Source organism: Nocardia sp., from assembly GCF_025465275.1.
Taxonomy (GTDB): domain Bacteria; phylum Actinomycetota; class Actinomycetes; order Mycobacteriales; family Mycobacteriaceae; genus Nocardia.
In genome coordinates this window covers 26,416-42,671 of the sequence record NZ_JAODNK010000048.1, presented here as the reverse complement: position 1 = coordinate 42,671, position 16,256 = coordinate 26,416, and the positions used below count along the sequence as shown (strand labels likewise).

Annotated in this window: 14 protein-coding genes and 1 pseudogene; 7 read left to right on the top strand and 8 right to left on the bottom strand. The window is 66.6% G+C overall.

Annotated features, from left to right (window positions below; all coding sequences use genetic code 11):
* Nucleotide 1 precedes the first annotated feature (1 nt).
* From JWN03_RS10365 to JWN03_RS10355, 3 genes are all read left to right on the top strand, one after another.
* Nucleotides 2-1,864, top strand: a complete 1,863-nt coding sequence (locus tag JWN03_RS10365) for a CocE/NonD family hydrolase (protein ID WP_297613221.1) — start codon at nt 2-4, stop codon at nt 1,862-1,864.
* 9 nt (nt 1,865-1,873) lie between these two features.
* A complete protein-coding gene (locus JWN03_RS10360; RefSeq protein WP_297613219.1) occupies nt 1,874-2,062 on the top strand; it encodes a hypothetical protein in 189 nt (62 codons plus the stop codon).
* Nucleotides 2,063-2,202: 140 nt separating this feature from the next.
* The gene (locus tag JWN03_RS10355; protein ID WP_297613216.1) at nt 2,203-3,036 is read left to right on the top strand and encodes a hypothetical protein; all 834 of its coding nucleotides are present in this window, start codon (nt 2,203-2,205) and stop codon (nt 3,034-3,036) included.
* Between the two features lie 86 nt (nt 3,037-3,122).
* Here JWN03_RS10355 and JWN03_RS10350 read toward each other — a convergent pair whose 3' ends face one another.
* The 3 genes from JWN03_RS10350 to JWN03_RS10340 all read right to left on the bottom strand — a co-directional run bounded on the left by JWN03_RS10350 (nt 3,123) and on the right by JWN03_RS10340 (nt 6,592).
* Nucleotides 3,123-3,599, bottom strand: a complete 477-nt coding sequence (locus tag JWN03_RS10350; RefSeq protein WP_297613214.1) for a DUF5666 domain-containing protein — start codon at nt 3,597-3,599, stop codon at nt 3,123-3,125.
* Between the two features lie 99 nt (nt 3,600-3,698).
* Nucleotides 3,699-4,346, bottom strand: coding sequence for a response regulator transcription factor (locus tag JWN03_RS10345; RefSeq protein WP_297613212.1), 648 nt, complete (start codon nt 4,344-4,346; stop codon nt 3,699-3,701).
* Nucleotides 4,343-6,592: a sensor histidine kinase gene (locus tag JWN03_RS10340; RefSeq protein WP_297613210.1), complete on the bottom strand. Its 2,250-nt coding sequence runs from the start codon at nt 6,590-6,592 to the stop codon at nt 4,343-4,345. The genes JWN03_RS10345 and JWN03_RS10340 overlap by 4 nt, the downstream gene beginning before the upstream one ends.
* A gap of 263 nt (nt 6,593-6,855) precedes the next feature.
* Between JWN03_RS10340 and JWN03_RS10335 the strand changes: the two genes are divergently transcribed.
* A complete protein-coding gene (locus JWN03_RS10335) occupies nt 6,856-7,548 on the top strand; it encodes a TetR/AcrR family transcriptional regulator C-terminal domain-containing protein (RefSeq protein ID WP_297613209.1) in 693 nt (230 codons plus the stop codon).
* Between the two features lie 154 nt (nt 7,549-7,702).
* On the opposite strand, the pseudogene JWN03_RS10330 reads toward JWN03_RS10335, so the two are convergent.
* A pseudogene (locus tag JWN03_RS10330) lies at nt 7,703-8,323 on the bottom strand (TetR/AcrR family transcriptional regulator C-terminal domain-containing protein); the annotation flags it as partial.
* A gap of 260 nt (nt 8,324-8,583) precedes the next feature.
* On the opposite strand from JWN03_RS10330, the gene JWN03_RS10325 reads away from it, so the two are divergent.
* On the top strand, nt 8,584-9,819 hold the full coding sequence (locus JWN03_RS10325) for a fatty acid desaturase family protein (protein ID WP_297613207.1): 1,236 nt from the start codon (nt 8,584-8,586) through the stop codon (nt 9,817-9,819).
* 71 nt (nt 9,820-9,890) lie between these two features.
* Nucleotides 9,891-10,619, top strand: a complete 729-nt coding sequence (locus tag JWN03_RS10320) for an alpha/beta fold hydrolase (protein ID WP_297613205.1) — start codon at nt 9,891-9,893, stop codon at nt 10,617-10,619.
* Here the strand turns inward: JWN03_RS10320 and JWN03_RS10315 are convergent, their stop codons facing one another.
* On the bottom strand, nt 10,620-13,847 hold the full coding sequence (locus tag JWN03_RS10315; RefSeq protein ID WP_297613203.1) for a transcriptional regulator: 3,228 nt from the start codon (nt 13,845-13,847) through the stop codon (nt 10,620-10,622).
* Between the two features lie 304 nt (nt 13,848-14,151).
* On the opposite strand from JWN03_RS10315, the gene JWN03_RS10310 reads away from it, so the two are divergent.
* Nucleotides 14,152-14,706, top strand: coding sequence for a TetR/AcrR family transcriptional regulator (locus tag JWN03_RS10310; RefSeq protein WP_297613201.1), 555 nt, complete (start codon nt 14,152-14,154; stop codon nt 14,704-14,706).
* A gap of 9 nt (nt 14,707-14,715) precedes the next feature.
* On the opposite strand, the gene JWN03_RS10305 is transcribed toward JWN03_RS10310, so the two are convergent.
* The 3 genes from JWN03_RS10305 to JWN03_RS10295 are packed head-to-tail and all read right to left on the bottom strand — an operon-like array spanning nt 14,716 to nt 16,121.
* Complete coding sequence (locus JWN03_RS10305) at nt 14,716-15,174, bottom strand: type II toxin-antitoxin system VapC family toxin (RefSeq protein ID WP_297613199.1); 459 nt, start codon at nt 15,172-15,174, stop codon at nt 14,716-14,718.
* On the bottom strand, nt 15,164-15,433 hold the full coding sequence (locus JWN03_RS10300; protein ID WP_297613198.1) for a type II toxin-antitoxin system Phd/YefM family antitoxin: 270 nt from the start codon (nt 15,431-15,433) through the stop codon (nt 15,164-15,166). Before JWN03_RS10300 ends, JWN03_RS10305 begins: the two co-directional genes overlap by 11 nt.
* A gap of 58 nt (nt 15,434-15,491) precedes the next feature.
* On the bottom strand, nt 15,492-16,121 hold the full coding sequence (locus tag JWN03_RS10295) for a GNAT family N-acetyltransferase (RefSeq protein ID WP_297613197.1): 630 nt from the start codon (nt 16,119-16,121) through the stop codon (nt 15,492-15,494).
* Nucleotides 16,122-16,256: the final 135 nt, after the last annotated feature.

Sequence of the window (16,256 nt, the reverse complement as noted above, 5' to 3'; positions counted from 1 at the left end):
AATGAAGATGCCAGGAAAGTATTTCGCCGTCACTGTTCTGCTCCTCTCTTCCGCCCTGATGCCACTGGCCGCAGCACCCGCGAGCGCCGACCCTGATCCCGGTGCCACATTCGCAAAGGCGAACGCCCGCACCGGATTACCCGACGGCTGGAATCCCGCGCCCGAGACCTACGGTGTCGGCGAGACCAAGAACGTCGAGATTCCCGTGGCCGACGGCGTGGTGCTACGGGCCGATGTCCGGTATCCGACCGATGCCTCCGGTGCGCCCGCCGTGGGACCGTTTCCGATCGTCATGACCCAGACCGCCTACGGCAAGGACAGTGCCGGTCTCATGCGGCTGCTCTCCTACGACGGCATCGGCCCGGCGCTCGATAGCGCGCTGCCCAGTGTGGTGGCCGTGGCCCGGCAGATCGCCGATGCCGCCGGATACGGCGACTATTTCGTGAAGCGCGGCTACATCAGCGTCATCACCGATATTCGAGGGACCGGGTCGTCCGGCGGGCAGTGGAGCATTCTGCAACCGCAGGAACGCGAGGACTCGAAACGTGTTGTGCAGTGGGCGGCCGGGTTGCCGAACTCCACCGGGCAGATCGGGCTGTGGGGTCTTTCTTACCTGGGTATGAGCGAATTGCTCACCGCCGGAGTGCTGGAGCCGGGCTCGCCGGTCAAGGCGCTGTTCCCGCTCATGGCGGGCAATAACGCCTTCCAGGACCTGCTCGAGCACGACGGGTACTACAACATCTCCTTCCTCGCCTCCATGCTGGAGCTGCCGATTACCGCACTGCCGCAGCTCGATCCGATCCTCGGCCTGTACCGCGAGCCGGACAAGATGATGAGCGTCTTTGTCGATCACCTGCTCTCGCACTTCCGGCCGGACGGGACCTGGCCGTCGGTGCTCAATGCGCTCGTCGACGGGGACAAGGCGTACAACAGCCCGTACTGGGAGTCACGGGCCATCGACAATGTGCTGGATCAGGTTGCCGCCAACGATATTCCGACGTATCTGATCGGCGGACAGTACGACCTGCTGCAGGACGGCACCCCGCGCACCTTCGCCGGTTTGCAGAACGCCTTCGCCGGACGGCCGCACACCGGGCCGATGCCGGCCGATGCGACCTCTACCGGCCGCGTCCAAATGCTCACCGGCCCTTGGTTTCACATCCAGCCGGGCGTGCAGCGCAATACCGACGACATCGATATGCACGCGATCCAACTGGCCTGGTTCGATCGGTGGCTCAAGAACGATCACAATGGGATCGACGAGACCAAGACGCCGCTGCACGCCATCGACGTGAACGGCAATGTCATCGAGAGCGCGACCTATCCGGTGCGCGAAGTACCCACGCAGAACCTGTATCTCGGCGCGGACGGGCAGCTGGTGTCCGACCGGCCGCAGGATGCGGACGGGTCGGATCGGCTGAACTTCAGCCCGTTCGATACCGGCACGATCTGCAATGCGTCGTTCTCGCGCAACTTCTCCGGGGTATATCAATTGCTGGCCAGTCTCTTCGGCGCCGACGATCCCTGTGCGAAGTTCGCACCGCAGGGCAGTCTGCCTCCGGTACTGGTGAATCCGTCCTACACGAGCGCGGCGTTCACCGAACCCACGGTGCTGGCGGGCCCGATCGGCGCGACCCTGTACGCCGTCTCCAACAAGCCTGCGGCGGCCTTCGAAGTCACCGTGCAGGACATTGCCCCCGATGGCAGCGTCACCGCACTGACCGACGGCGAGCTGACCGGAGACTTCCGCGCACTGGACGAGGCACGGACGTGGCGGGCCCCGGACGGGAGCGTGCAGGGGGCGTTCCATCCGGGTACCCGTGACTCGCTGCTGCCGGTGGTTCCCGGCCAGGTGACCGAATAGAACGTCAAGGTGCGCCCCGCTTTTCACGTCTTCGAGCCCGGCCATCGGCTGCAGGTGACGCTCGGCACCGGCGACTTCCCCACCCACATCTTCAATCCGAAGGAGTATCCGGACCTGCTCGGCGGTGCGTACGACGTGCAGCGCAACGGCGGAGCCGCATCGTTCCTGACCGTGCCGCTGGCGGGGTCTCGCAGATGAAGGGCTGAGCGGAGGCTCAGAGGGCTGCCGTATTCTCGGCTGAAGCTCGCCACGCCGGGGTTGTCCTCCACCCGGCGTGGCGAATACCCGTGATCGCCGCAGTCGAAATAGGTGCCTTGTCGAATCGTTGGACGGATCCGGTGCGCTCGACCGTTGATGAAGCGCGGGTCGGCGTGCACGCGCGCATTCAGAAGTACCTGAATTCCGATTACGGCTCGGGGCCGGTGCCGCCCTCGCTCGAACCCGGCCACGGACTGTGGCAGTCCGTCGTCGACGAGGTGCGGTGGTCGTTCACCGGATCGCGGCACTGGCTCGAAGGTCTTGCCGCCAATATCGTGTTGTCGCTGCTGTATCTGCTCATCTCGCCACTGGCCGGCAGCACCACGCACCGGCACGGGATGGTCATCCTGGTCGGCACCTACTTCGCCACGTTCATCCTGGCCGATGTCACCACCACGAATGTGCTGGGCGTCGATGCGCACCGGGTGCAAGTGAGCACCGAGCAGGGCACGCCGCTGCGCCGGATTCTGCTGATCAAGAATTTGGCGCTGCTGGTCATCGTGGGCCTGCCGACCTTGGCCCTGACCGCGATCTTCACCCTCGCCGACCAGGCGCCGAAATCGCTCGAGGTGACGCTGCCGCAGGTGGCGCTACCGATCCTGGCGTGGCTCGGCATCGGCAATATCGTCTCGGTCCTGCTGGCGGTGCCACCCCTGACGCTGGCGCAGCGCTGGCGCGAACGGTTCTCCTGGCGCACGGCCGGATGGATTCTGCACCTGGCCCTGCCGTACGGCCTGTACTACCTGGTGGCCCCGATCGACGGGACCCAGCGCGAGGTGCTCTTCCACCTCGGGCATCACGTGAGTCCTTGGCTGCGCGCCGATCTGCATGCGCTGGTCGGGCTCGCGGTCTGGGTGCTCGGCACCGTGATCGCGCTGTACATCGTGCGCCGCCGCGGGCTGCGGGTGTACTGAGTTCCGATGCGGCGAGCGGTGTTCCGGTCGCCCGCCGCAGTGGGAATCAACGCACCGCGAATCAATGAGAGCTATGGGGTGTGGGCCTATCCGGGTACCGGGGTGGTGGCCGGGGTCGACGGGTTGGTGCGCGTGCGGGCCTGCGAGATATGTGTCGCGGTGATGGTGTCGCCGGAAATCTGCCCTTCGATCATGACCTGATCACCGACGGCGAACTGCTGCTGCGTCTCCGGCTTCAACTTGTTGCCGAATACCGTGGTGGGGGTGATGGTCACGGTCTCGGTGCCGCCTTCGCGCTTGGTCACCGTCCAGGTGCCCGCGTTCTCGGTGGCGATCGCACCGGAGATGCCCTCGCCGTGACGCATGCCCGGCGGCTTACCCGAGGTGGTGGACGAGGCCGGGGCGGGTGCGGAACTATTGCTGCCGGACGAGCCGCAGGCGGTCAGGGTGACCGCGCCGATGATCGACAGGCCGACGGCGCCGATCAGCACTGCCTTGCGGCGGCCTTTGCGCGGTTGCTGCGCCGGTTCGGCTGGGCTCCCCGAGGGGGTCGAATTTGTCATGAACGCAACGCTATCCAGCGCTGGTGGGAGGTTCCTGAACGTCGACTGCCAGCTTGCTCCGCACTCACCGTGAGAACCCTGGCAGGGTGAGGCGCCGGGCTACAGCTCGTCCGTACTGATCAGTCCGTCACGAATGGCCCGGGCGACCAGGGCGGCCTTCGTCGGCGCCGACCGTCCCACCGCGGCGTACTTGGCGCGAATGCGTTCGAGATAGGTGTTGACCGTGCCGGTGGTGATGAAAAGCTGTTGGGCGACAAGGGCTTTGGATTCGGTTTGAAACCAGGCCAGCAGTACTTCGCGTTCCCGCTGCGACAGCTTGGGGCGGTCGTCGCCGTCGGTGCTCATGGCGCGTGCCATGGTCGGGCTCAGATACGGCCGCACGTCGGCGGCGGCATGCAGGGCCGTGATCAGGTGTTCGCGGCCTTCCGTTTTCGACAGATAGGTGACGGCGCCGAGATCGAGGCAGTCCCGGACCAGGTGCGGTTCGGTGTGCTGGGAGTAGACCACGACCCGGTGTCCGCGTTCGCAAATCGCGCCGAGCGCACCGAGATCCGGTGCACGCTGGTCGAATTGGAGATCGAGGACGACGGCATCCAGATCGCCGCGGTCCGGGCCGGTGGCCGCGAGAAAGGCCGCCGGCTGCGGATAGTCGTCGGCCACGGCTATCGGCGGTTGCGCCGCGGCGCACCAGCCCCGGACGCCGTCGCAGATCAGCGGATGGTCGTCGATAATGGCGATCCGGATCATCGGCGGGTTCCTTCGGTGTCGAAACGGTGATGCATTCGCGCCCAGAGCAATTCGCCGGTGGTGACCAATTGGGTGTCCACGGTGGTCGCGGACATGCGTTCGAGGCGGTCGAGCGTTTCCGGCGGGCAGTCGCCGAGCGTGCTGACGGTGCAGCCGGCGGCATCGGTGGTCACCACCACGCGGGCCCGGGATCGGCTGGCATCCAACATCATTCGGGTCGCGGCCACCAGGTGGCCGCGGACCTCGTCGGGCAGATCCCGGTCGGCGGTGGCGGATTCCACGGTCACGGCCACCCCGCGCCGCTCGGCCTCGTCGATGCCGGATCGCAGATCCGCGAGCAGGGGATGGCCGACGCCGTCGCCCTGCGTGAACAAGCGGCGCAGCCGGGCGTATTCGGTGCGCGCGGCGGTGCGCACGGCCGGATCGTCCGGCGCCAGCGTGCCGTCCGCGAGGCCGCGCAGCAGCGGCGTGAGCTCGGCCAGCAGCTGCTCGTAGCGGCGGCGGCACTCCAGTTCGGTCATGCGCTCGACCGCCTCGACGGTGCGGTCGCGCAAACGTTCCCGGTGCAGTCCGGCCGCCGAGCGCGCCACCCGATCCAGGGTGGCGGCGAACCAGGCGACGAATATCTGCAGGAAGAAAATGGCCGCCGTGTGATAGCCCAGCACGGTGGCGGTGCTCCAGCCGGGATGGCGCGCCAGCACCAGCCCGCACACCAGCACCCACCAGATGCTCAGCGCCGAAAGCGAAATCAGCGGTCGTAAGCGGAAGCCGAGGGCGACCACGGCCCAGCCGGAGGCGCCGATGGACCAGTTCGCGCCGGCCAGCACATCGCCCGCGGGCAGCAGCGCGGTGAGTGTCAGCGAGCCCGCAACGGCCGCGGTCATGAGCGCCAGCGTGGTTCGTTCCCGCCGTCGCGGCGCCAGGGCCGCCAGTGCGCAGGCGACATTCACGGCGACGAGCACTGCGTTGATCGCTGTCGGGGGAGTCCGTGCGGCGTCGGTCAAGACCGATTGCAGCAGCGTATCGGCGACGGCGATACCCACCACGCCGTAACCGAAGCTCCTGCCGAGCCGGTCGACACCGGCCGAGGCGGCCGGTTCGTCGAAGGAATCGATCTCGGCGGCAAGGGGTTCGATGATCGGCCAACTGAGCCGGATTTCGGTGCCGCGCCCGACGGTGCTGTTGATTTCGGCCAGCCCACCGGCGGCGCGCAGCCGCGCGACGATCGAATTGCGAATGCCGTAGTGATCGTCCCCGGGCCGATGGTCGAATCCGATGCCGTCGTCGGTAATGACCATCCGCCCCGGTTCGACCTCAATGACAACAGCTTTCGCCTGTGCGTGCCGGTCGATATTGGTGAGCGCCTCCCGCGTGGCCGCGGTGACGGTCCAGGCCAGCGTGCGCCGGGTCGACAGTGGGCCACTGCACCGCAGTGTGACCGGAGTCGCGCATTCGGCGGTCAATTTCCGCAGCAGCTCCGCGAGGTCGACGCTGGAATCATCGCCGGGCGTGGGGATTCCGGCCTCCAGGACGGTGAGGTCGCGGGCTGCCTGCCGCGCGATGCGCTCCGGATCGGCGGCCGCGCCCTGACCGACCATGAGCAGGGTGGCGGCGGCGGTATCGTGCATGACCGCCCACTGTTCGCGTTCGTAGCGACGGCGGGCCGCGGCGACATCGCTCGCAATTCGCGAATCGGCTGCGGCCGTGACGGTTTGATCGTGCACGGTGGCGGCGTGCAGCACCAGCCGGCGCTGCCCGATCGCCAGCAGCCACTCCACCAGCAGGTAGGCGACCGCCAGATCGGTGAGAAAGCTGATCGGCGTCAGGCCCGGCGCGGCGCGGTTGGCGTGGTAGAGCAGCAGCAGGATCAGCACGGTCACCGCCGCCGATACCCGCACCCGCTCCGCCATGCCGACCGAAATCACCGTTGCTGCCACAACTTTCACGTCGATGAGGTTCTCGGTGGCTATGCCGGAAGCGGCGACGCTGACCGTGCCGAGGAGATAGATCGACACCACCGCGACATCCGCCGCGGTCCACCACGGCCCGATCCGATGGCCCCAGAGCCGGGCCGCGGACCACACCGCCAGCAGCACCGTCACCGCGGTGCCGGGCAGCGGGCCCGGCGCTCCGCTCGCCAGATGCACCACGGTGAGAAGCAGACAGCAGACATGCCGGAATCGGATGGCGAGCCACATGGCCTCTTGCGCGACGCCTGCGCGGGTCGGGTCGGCATCGCGTAACACCCGGTCACGGTACCGGACCTGCCGGGAACCAGCATGGCACGGCGGCCCGCCCGCCGATGTCCGTCGAACGTCGGACAGACACGCCGCGCCGTATGCGGGATCGTTCATGGTGCAGGAGGGTGCCGGTCCGGCCGGCACTCACACCGCAATCGCGGCCGTTGGCAAGCGGGGAGCCAGCGGCCGCCAACCTCCCCGGAACGTCAACAACGTAGGTCTACACTCGTTCGAGTCGGAGATTCCGATGCGAACGGAGGACCTCCCGCATGGCTGACCGCGATAGCTCCCGATCCGCTCGCGGCGAGAGTCCGATCACCCGGGCGGTGGTGCTGGCCGCGGCGCTCGAGATAGTCGATCGCGACGGGGTCGACGGCTTGTCGATGCGCCGGCTCGCCGAGGCGGTGGGCCGGGATCCCATGGTGATCTATCGGCATGTGCCGAACAAAGCCGCGGTGCTCGACGGTGTTGCCGAGATCGTATTCGCCGAGTTGGCCGTCGATGCCACCGACACCGACTGGTCGGGCCGACTACGTGTGGTCGCCCGCGACTTCCGGCAGCTGGCGCTGGCCCATCCGCGGGTAGTGCCGGTGCTGGTGACCCGGCCGCTGGCCACGCCGCTGGGGTTGCGGCCCAAGGCCGTGGTGCGTCCGCTCGAAGACATTCTCGTGCTGCTCACCAATGCCGGATTTTCCGGCGCGGAGGCGCTGCACATCTACCGCGCGCTCTTCGGCTTCCTCTATGGGCATGTGCTCAACGAATTGCAGGAAGTCGTGGAGCGTCCGGAGGAGACCGACGAGGTCCTGCGGCTCGGGCTCTACCGGCTGCCGATCGAGGAGTTCCCGCTGGTGCGTGAACTCGCCCCGGTGCTGGCCGCCTACGACGGTGAGGCCGAGCTCGAGCGCGGTCTAGATATTCTGCTGACCGGACTCAACGCGACGCTGTCCGGTCCGAGGCGCTGAGCCGCGCGACGGCTCCGCCTTCGGAGTCCCAACGATGCTGTGCCGCAGCCATTTCGGTGTCGTCTAGATCGGATCGCAGCAGGTGACCGGACGGTGTCCGCTGATTCTCTCTGGTTATCGGGTCTTGCGCCATGATCGATGCTCCTTCCTCGGATACTGACATGGTGGTGGTGAGGCCGGCGAGCAGAATGTCGAGCCCGCGTTCGAGCTCGGTCGCGCCGTCGTAGTTCGCCAGGTCCGAAGCGAGGCCGCGCAGCAGCGGGAACTCACCGACGGGCAGGCGCTGCAGGCCCAGTCGCAACAGGTCGGTGGTCTCTTCGGGGCGTTCGACGATCTCCTGGAGTTCATTGAGGATGTGGCCGTGCAGGAATCCGAACAGTGCGCGGTAGATGTGCAGGGCGTCCGCACTGCTGAAGTCCGCGCTGGTGAGCAGCTCGAGTATGTGTTCCACCGGTCGCAGGGTGCCCAGCGGCCGTAAGGCGAGCGGGGTCGCGAAGGGGTGAGTCACCAAGAGCGGCACCGTATTCGGGTGGGCGACGGCGAGCTTGCGGAAGTCGCGCGCGATATTGCGCAATTGATGACGCCAGTCGGGATCGGTGACATCGACGGTCAGTTGCTCGAGGACGAGTTCGACGACTCCGTCCAGGAGTGCGGCCTTGTTCGCGGCGTGCCGGTAGAGCACCATGGGATCTCGATCGAGCGCCTGGCCGAGGCGTCGCATGGACAATCGGTCGATGCTGTCGCGGTCGATGATCTCGAGCGCGGCGGTCAGCATGGCGGTCCGGGTCAGTGGCTTGATCCCGGCCCTGTCTCGATCGGGGCGATCCGCCACAGGCTCTGTAGGGCCAGGTGGTCCGGCCCGGATTCGGTTCATCGAGTTCAGCGCCTCCCGATAGGAGAAAAAGCATCTGTCTACGACGTAACTCTACGCTGTAGACAGGCATTGTAGTTGGGGGTTAAGCTGGGGTGACGCTGGCATCGCCGCCGGATTGTCGATCTGTCCGGGGCGAGCTCAGAAATTCGAGGATACGACAAATGGCAATCACACAGGTCGCTGTTTACGCGCATTTGAGCCCGGAGGATGTCGAAGCATTCGGGCGGGAGCTCGATGCGATTCGCCGTGATATCGAGGAGCGGCGCGGTACGAAAGACGCCGCTTACATCCGCCGCACCATCGCCTTCCAGCGTGTTCTCGATGTCACCGCCCGCCTGGTCATCGCCTGCAGCAGTACGAAGCGGGGCTGGCTGCTGGGGACGGCGGCGCTGGCGACGGCGAAGAGCATCGAGAACATGGAGATCGGCCACAATGTCTGCCACGGCCAATGGGATTGGATGAACGATCCGGAAATCCATTCCAGCACTTGGGAATGGGATATGGCCGGCGTCTCCGCGCAGTGGCGCTATTCGCACAACTACCGCCATCACGTGTTCACCAATGTGCTCGGCATCGACGATGACATCGGCTTCGGCGTCATCCGGATCACGCGCGATCAGCAGTGGCAGCCGCGGGCGCTGCTGCAGCCGCTGCAAAACCTCTTCCTGGCAGCCACATTCGAGTGGGGCATCGCCCTGCACGGCCTGTACTCCGAACACGAGCGCGCGGCCTCCGCGGCCGAGAAGTCCGCACAGACCAAGGCTTTCATCGGCAAGATCGTGCGGCAGGCCGGTAAGGACTACCTGCTCTTCCCGGTGCTGAGCGGGCGGCACTGGCGGCGCACCCTCACCGCCGATATCTCCGCCAATGTCGTGCGCAACCTGTGGGCCTATGTGGTCATCTTCTGCGGCCACTTCCCTGACGGCGCAGAGAAATTCACGCCCGCCGCGATCGAGGACGAGACCAAGCCGGAGTGGTATCTGCGGCAGATGCTCGGCACCGCGAACTTCGATGCGGGCCCGGTGCTCGGCTTCATGAGCGGACATCTGTCGCATCAGATCGAACACCACCTGTTCCCCGACCTGCCCAGCAATCGGTATGCCGAGATCGCGGTGCGGGTGCGGGCGCTGTGCGACAAGTACGACCTGCCGTACACCACCGGCTCACTGCCCCGGCAGTATCTGCTGACCCTGCGCACCATCCACAAGCTGGCCCTGCCCGACAGCCTGTTGATCGCCACCTCCGATGACGCACCCGAGACCTCCTCGGAACGCAAGTTCGGCCCGCACCCCGCGCTCGCCGTCGATGCGCCCACCGGCCGGCGCGGCCTGCGCACCGCGCTCGCGGAACGGGCCGGGCACCGCCGGATTCGCCGCGCGAGAGTGACACAGAACTAGCCTGTTACCTCTGAGCTGGGCGTTCGGCGGACGTTCAGTGGACGTTGAGTCGTGGCCGGAGAGTTTCCCCTATGACCAACGCCCATGAACTGCCGAATGTCCTACTCGTCCACGGTGCCTGGGCCGATGGCTCCAGCTGGCGCAAGGTGATCGAAATCCTGCAGGCCGACGGATTCGGCAATGTGGTGGCCAGTCAGCTGGCGTTGCGCAGTTTCGCCGACGATGTGGCCACCGTCGTGCGCGATCTGCGATTGCTGGACGGTCCGACGATTCTGGTCGGGCACTCCTACGGCGGTGCGGTGATCAGCCAGGCCGCTTCCGGACAGGCGCAGGCCGCCGGGCTCGTCTATGTGGCCGCCTATGCGCCCAAGGCCGGGCAGTCCGCCTTCCAGATCAATCAGGAATTCGGAGTCGAGCTGCCCAGTGGCGCCGATCTGATCAATATCGGTGCGGCCGAGACCCCCGACTTCGTCGTCAACCGGTCCCGATTCCACCAGGACTTCTGCGCCGATCTCACCGCCGCGGAAGGTGCGGTGCTGGCGGCGGTGCAGAAGCCGACTTCGGTACTGGCGCTGGCGGGTTCGGGCGATCAGGTGCCGGCGTGGGAACAGTTGCGCGCCAACACCTGGTACCAGGTATCGAGCAATGATGCGATGATCCACCCCGATCTGGAACGGCAGATGGCCGGACAGATCACCGATGACGAGCGGATCATCACGCTGCCGGCCGGGCACGCCTCCATGGTGAGCAAGCCCGGCGAGATCGCCGACCTCATCGAGAAGGCGGCCCGGAACCGCTGATCAGCCAACGGATTCGGTGAGCGCGAGGGCCTCCTGCAGCAGCTGTCGCGCCCGCTCGGGCTCGCCGCAGGCCTGTGCGAGGTCCCGCAGCGCGGCGATCAGCTCGACGGGGGATTCGGCCGTGCGGAGCAGTTCGACGGCACGTTCGAGCAGCGGCACGTCCGTACCGTCCGGTGCTGTCGAAGCCAGTGCGCGCATGGACCTTCCGAGTGTGCTCGGGACATCCCAGCGCTGTGCGAGCGCGAATTCGGCGGCGGCCAGTTCCCGCGCCCGGACCCGGTCACCCGAGCGCACCAATTCCAGGGCCGCCGAACTGCGCCAGGGGATATGAGCGGGATTGCTGATTCCTATTGCCGCAGTGCGGCGTCCGCAATCGAGGAAGTGCGCGACCGCCGCACGAGTGGCGCCGCGCGCCGCGCTCAGCTCGGCGCGGATATGGGTGATCACCGTCCACTCCCAGGTCTCGGGATTGGCGCGGGTGGTGCGGCGGTCGAGCCACTCTGCGGCTTCCTCGACGCGGCCCAGGGCGAGCAGTGCATGTGCGTACTGCGCCACCAATGTTGCCGGGGGAGCGATCAATTCGTCGTCGATGGCACCGATCATGGGGCCGATCTCGCGCAGTACCTGCTGGTACGCGCCCGCGCGGATCAGCACTTCCGAGCGGACGATGACACGGTAGGTGTCGATCGCGCCGAAATGCTGGTCGTTGCGCTGCTCGGTGAGGTGCAGGGCGGTCGTGAGGTCACCGGCCCACATGGTCAGATGGGTGAACAGTCCGAGCAGAGGTTCGGGTAGCGACTCGTCCTCGGGGTCGAGCGGCTCCGGAGACAACCGATGCAGCGCCGTGCTGGCATCGATCCGGGTGCCGAAGCAATCGTCCAGGGTGAGAATCGCGGTGGTGATTCGATCCTCACTCTGCGCGGCGCGCAGATCGGCGATGTAGTCCCGCCAGGTCGCGGGAGTCAACGCGGCCACCATCCACTGGGAGCTGCGAACAGCATCGGCGGCCGAGGGATCACGAGCCTGGGTCTCGGCGATCACTTCCGATATGAGGGTCATTGCCGCTGCGGCCTCACGCCGTCCGGCCATGGTCCAGGCCAGTGGGATCAGGGCCGTCGGCGCGCTGGCGCGGGCGCGCTGGCCGGCCAGCGCATCCTCCAGGTGGGCGCGGGCGGCGGCCGGATTGGTCCACAGTTCCAATTGCCCGAGCCGGACCAGTAGATCGTCGCGAGCGTCCGGTGTGCAGATGCGCAGCGCCGCCTCCAGCCAGTGTGTGGCCTCGGGAATCATATTGCGGCCCAGGCATTCTTCGGCGGCATCGGTGAGGACCACGGTCCACTGCGCGTACTGCGTGCCGGTCAGCTCCGCGAGATAGGCGGCCACCTGCCGAGCCGGATATCCGGCCACCCGAGCGCGGGCCGCGGCGGCGGTCAGGAAGGTCGCCGCATCCTCGGCCGGGCACAGCCATCGAATCGTATTGGCGATCAAGGGATGCCGGAATTCCGGGGGATCCGGCACTGTCAGCAGACCGAGCGCCGCGAGCAATTCGCATCGGTGCCGCATGGCCGCGACCGGTTCATCGCAGGCCGCCGCGAGAATCTCGACCGTGGGGCGGAATTCCTGCAGGACCGCGAGAGCGCGCAGTGTGCGCACGCCTTCCGCCGAGTACCGGCTCAATTGGCGTTGAATCGCGCGTGAGTAGCACCCTTCCGGCAGGCGATCGGGGACCCGTGTCCGAATGCGGAGCGTGGCCAGATCGGTAATCAATGCACCTGCCACCAAAGGGATTTCGCCGGCGGCATGCAGGATGTCCGTGGCGAGTTCGGGCGGGCACGGCAGCCCGACCCGGCGCTCGTAGAGTCCGGCTATCCCGGCGGCGCTCAGCCCGCCCGGTCGCAGCACCGCCGCCGCGAGCGGCTCCAGGCGGCCGTGCAGATCCAGAGACTGTTTGTCCCAGGATCTTTCGTCGAGGGTGAGGATGATCAGCGCCGGCAGGTCGTGCAGCCGCGGTGCGACCGACATCATTGCCCGCGCCGAGCATTCGTCCATCCGGTTGGCGTCATCGATCAGTATCAGCAGCGGCTGCGCGGCCGCCTTCCGGGCAATGGCCCGGTACAGCCGATCGGCCGGTGCTTTGTCGCCGGTGATGTGGTCGTGGTCATCGAGCCGTTCCAGCAGCTGACCTACCAGATCCTCATTGCCCGACGCCGAGGTGAGACCCATTCGCAGTGCCGAAGGATGCTGTCGCGCAACCTCGTTCAGTAGCTGTGTCTTGCCGTGGCCCGGACGGCCCGTGATCACCACCAGGGCGCCCACCCCGGCCGCGGCGCGGCGCGCGCACGCGGCGATCCGGGCCAGCTCGCGCTCGCGGTCGAAGACCAGTGGTAGCGCCGAATCATCCTCCGGCGCTGGTTCTTTCATGTCCATGACGGTGACGACCCGCCGCGGTCGGTCGGCGGGTTCGTCTCCGGTCAGGATCTGTTCGTGCAGCTGCCGCAGCTCCGCGCCCGGTTCGACACCGAGCTGATCGACGAGCGCCCGCCTGGTGTCGCGGTACACGTCCAGTGCTTCGGATCGACGGCCACGCTCCGACAGCGCCCGCATCAGTACCGCGCGCGGCCGTTCCCGCAGGGGGTACTGCGCGGTCAGCCCCCGCAGGGAATCGATGGCAGCGTCCAAGCGGCCGCACAGCACAGCGACATCCAGGCTGTCCTCCAGGACCGCGAGCCGGCGCTCCGATAGTGCCGCGCGCTGCATTTCGGCGAAAGGTCCGGGCACACCGGCCAGCGGTTCGCCCGAATACAGCGCCAAGGCCTCTCCGTAGAACAGTTCGGCGCGTTCCCAGTCACCGCTGCGCCGGGCCCGGGCGGCATCGGCTACCAGCCGGTCGAATACTCCGACATCGAGCTGTTCGTCATCGATCCGCAACTGATAGCCGCCGTGACCCGACAGCAGCAGGGCCGGTGCTGTCCGCGGCGCGCGATCGGGTTCGATAATGCGGCGCAGTGCGGAGATATAGGTCTGAATGACGCCGATGCCGCTGGCCGGCGGCGCCTCGTCATAGAGGCTGTCCAGCAGCCGCGTCGGCGAGACCCAGTGCCTGCGTTGCAGGGCCAGCGCGCACAGCACCGCGCGGCGTTGCGGCGGGCCCAGGGGTAACGACTGCCCGGCCCGGCGCACCTCGACGCCGTTCAGCAGTGTCACCTGTATCGCGCCCGCCTGATCCACCCGTTCTCCAGTTCCGCTCGCCGTTTGCCCAGGCCAGCGTAAACAGCCTTGTCGCCCCGGAGAATTCGGACATACGGGACGCTCGGCGGGGTAGGCGTCGCTTCGGCCGGGGTTGTCGCTGCCCGTCCATGTCCCGAGCAGGGCATATGGCAATTTTCGGGCAACCGTGCGCCGACCGGGCAGTGATGGAAGTCGCATGGCGTCGGCGAGTGGGACAGCGAGTGGCCTAGGGTTATTCTTCTGACTGCTTGGTCAATCTTTGTCCCGGTGGTCGACAGACCGTTTTGTGCTGAAGGAGGATGTGTTGCCGAGGCAGACACGCGAGGAACTGCTCGCCGAGATCCGGGCTGTGGCATTGCGGATGTTCGCGTCGAAGGGTTATGGCGGCACCTCGCTCGCGGAGATCGCCCAGGAGGTGGGTTACTCCAAGGGTGCACTGCTCTATCACTTCGGATCCAAGGATCAGTTGCTCGCCGAGATTCTGGACCCGATCAGTGCGCGGATCGAAACGCTGGTGGGTGAGCTGACTCCGATACCGCGGCAACAACGTTGGGATCGGATGCTGACCGAGCTCGTCGAGTTCGCCATGCGGGATCGCCTCGAGATCGCCTGCTACGGCCGGCTGATCGATCAGCTGCCCGAGCATCCCTCGGTCGCCCGGTGGGCGGCGACCACCGCGCCGCTCGGCGCGCTGCTGATCGACGACGATGCGCCGCTGGGCGACCGCATTCGTGTCCGATTCGCACTGGTCGGGTTGTTCAATACGCCCCTGCGCTTTGTGGATGCGCCCGATGACGTGCTGCGTGAGGCCTTGTCGGCGAGCCTGCGTGTGGCATTGGCGGACTTCGCACCGGTCTGATCGGGCCTACTACCGCAGGCGTGGCACTTCAGGTCGGGTCACCGGGACCAGCGTCAGGAGCCCGTCCAATCCGCGGAAGTCGTCCGGGTTTGTTGTGAACAGTGGCAGTTCTTCGGCGATGGCCACGGCAGCGATCATCAGATCCGCGATTCGGCGGCGCGGCTTACGTCCGACGCTGATGACGCCGGCGCAAACCCTGCCGTAGATTCGCGCGGCCTCCGAGCCGAAAGGAATTGGGTCGAACTCGTTTTCGGCGCGCTGCAGTACATCGAGCCGGCGGGCGCGCTCGACATGCTCGTCGTACTCGGCTTGTTCGTCGTTGCGGCGCACCTCATGCGGTCCGGCTGACAGTTCTGCGAGCGTAATGGCGCTGATCGCCATAGCCGCTGGAAGCTGCTCCGGATCGATCCAGCGACGCAGGATCATAATGTTGGTGTCGAGTAGACCTTGCTCGTGGTCAGCGTGCATAGGGATCGCTCGCCTCCTGGTCGGCTGTGCTCTCCTGATCGGCGCGGAACGCATCGATGGAGATATCCGGTGCACTGCGCGACATTGCTGCGAACTCCGCGCGAGCGACGAACCGTCTGCGCCGACGCAACGGAATCAGCTCACCGATCTGGTGTCCATCCCGAGTGACGGTGAAAGCTTGCCCCTGCTGGACGGCATCCATGATTTCCTTCGATCGATTCCGCAGGTCGCGCTGGGTGATCTCGGGCTGTGCAGTCATGTACCCATGGTACAGGCTATGTGCCATCAGGTGCCACAGCGTGGCACCGCTGGTGCGATTACTGGGCGAGTCGGTCGGTGAGGCGGGTTTTGAGGCCGGGCCATTCGGCGGCGGTGATGCTGAACAGGATCGAGTCGCGGATGTGGCCGTCGCGCATCACCATGTGGCTGCGGAGGATTCCCTCGTGCGTGGCTCCCAGGCGGGCGATCGCGGCGCGGGAGGTTGTGTTGCGGACGTCGGTGAGGAACTCGACTCGGTTGAGAGCGTTGTCCTCGAAGGCGTATGTGAGCATCAGCAGCTTGGCTTCGGTATTGACGGGGGTGCGCTGCCAGGACTTGCCGAGGAAGGTGCCGCCGATCTCGGTTCGCTTGTGCGGGAGATTCACCTGCAGGAATCGAGTGGTGCCCGCGATTCTTCCGGAGGCGATGTCGATGGTCGCGTAGACGAGTTGCGTTCCGGCTTCGGCTGCTTCCATGGAGTCTTCGATGAAAGCGCCGACATCGTCGGGATGGGGAACGAACGTCACCGCCAGTTCCCAGAGGTTGCCGTCGCTGAACGCCGCGCACAGGCCGTCGTGGTGCTCGGGGCGGACCGGCTCCAGGCGGACGTGCTTGCCTTCCAGCGCAATCGGGCGCAAGCGAGCCGGGGTCTCGGTGGGCTGTTCTCCGGTCGTCTGATGCGTCGGCATAGTTGTCATCATGCCGATGTCGAGACGGGTCCACCCGTTGTGGGCGTGGTTCCCGTCGAGACCTGTTGGGCGGCTTGGGAGATGATGGGTGGGTGTTGAGCATCTTCGATGAGGAATTCGCGCGGGAACCGTGGC

What these genes read in the sequence shown, in the direction of transcription:
- JWN03_RS10300 (WP_297613198.1), bottom strand. Translation starts at nt 15,433, where the DNA reads ATGACTGCACAGCCCGAGATCACCCAGCGCGACCTGCGGAATCGATCG.
- JWN03_RS10320 (WP_297613205.1), top strand. Translation starts at nt 9,891, where the DNA reads ATGACCAACGCCCATGAACTGCCGAATGTCCTACTCGTCCACGGTGCC.
- JWN03_RS10365 (WP_297613221.1), top strand. Translation starts at nt 2, where the DNA reads ATGAAGATGCCAGGAAAGTATTTCGCCGTCACTGTTCTGCTCCTCTCT.
- JWN03_RS10325 (WP_297613207.1), top strand. Translation starts at nt 8,584, where the DNA reads ATGGCAATCACACAGGTCGCTGTTTACGCGCATTTGAGCCCGGAGGAT.
- JWN03_RS10345 (WP_297613212.1), bottom strand. Translation starts at nt 4,346, where the DNA reads ATGATCCGGATCGCCATTATCGACGACCATCCGCTGATCTGCGACGGC.
- JWN03_RS10295 (WP_297613197.1), bottom strand. Translation starts at nt 16,121, where the DNA reads ATGCCGACGCATCAGACGACCGGAGAACAGCCCACCGAGACCCCGGCT.
- JWN03_RS10335 (WP_297613209.1), top strand. Translation starts at nt 6,856, where the DNA reads ATGGCTGACCGCGATAGCTCCCGATCCGCTCGCGGCGAGAGTCCGATC.
- JWN03_RS10350 (WP_297613214.1), bottom strand. Translation starts at nt 3,599, where the DNA reads ATGACAAATTCGACCCCCTCGGGGAGCCCAGCCGAACCGGCGCAGCAA.
- JWN03_RS10305 (WP_297613199.1), bottom strand. Translation starts at nt 15,174, where the DNA reads ATGCACGCTGACCACGAGCAAGGTCTACTCGACACCAACATTATGATC.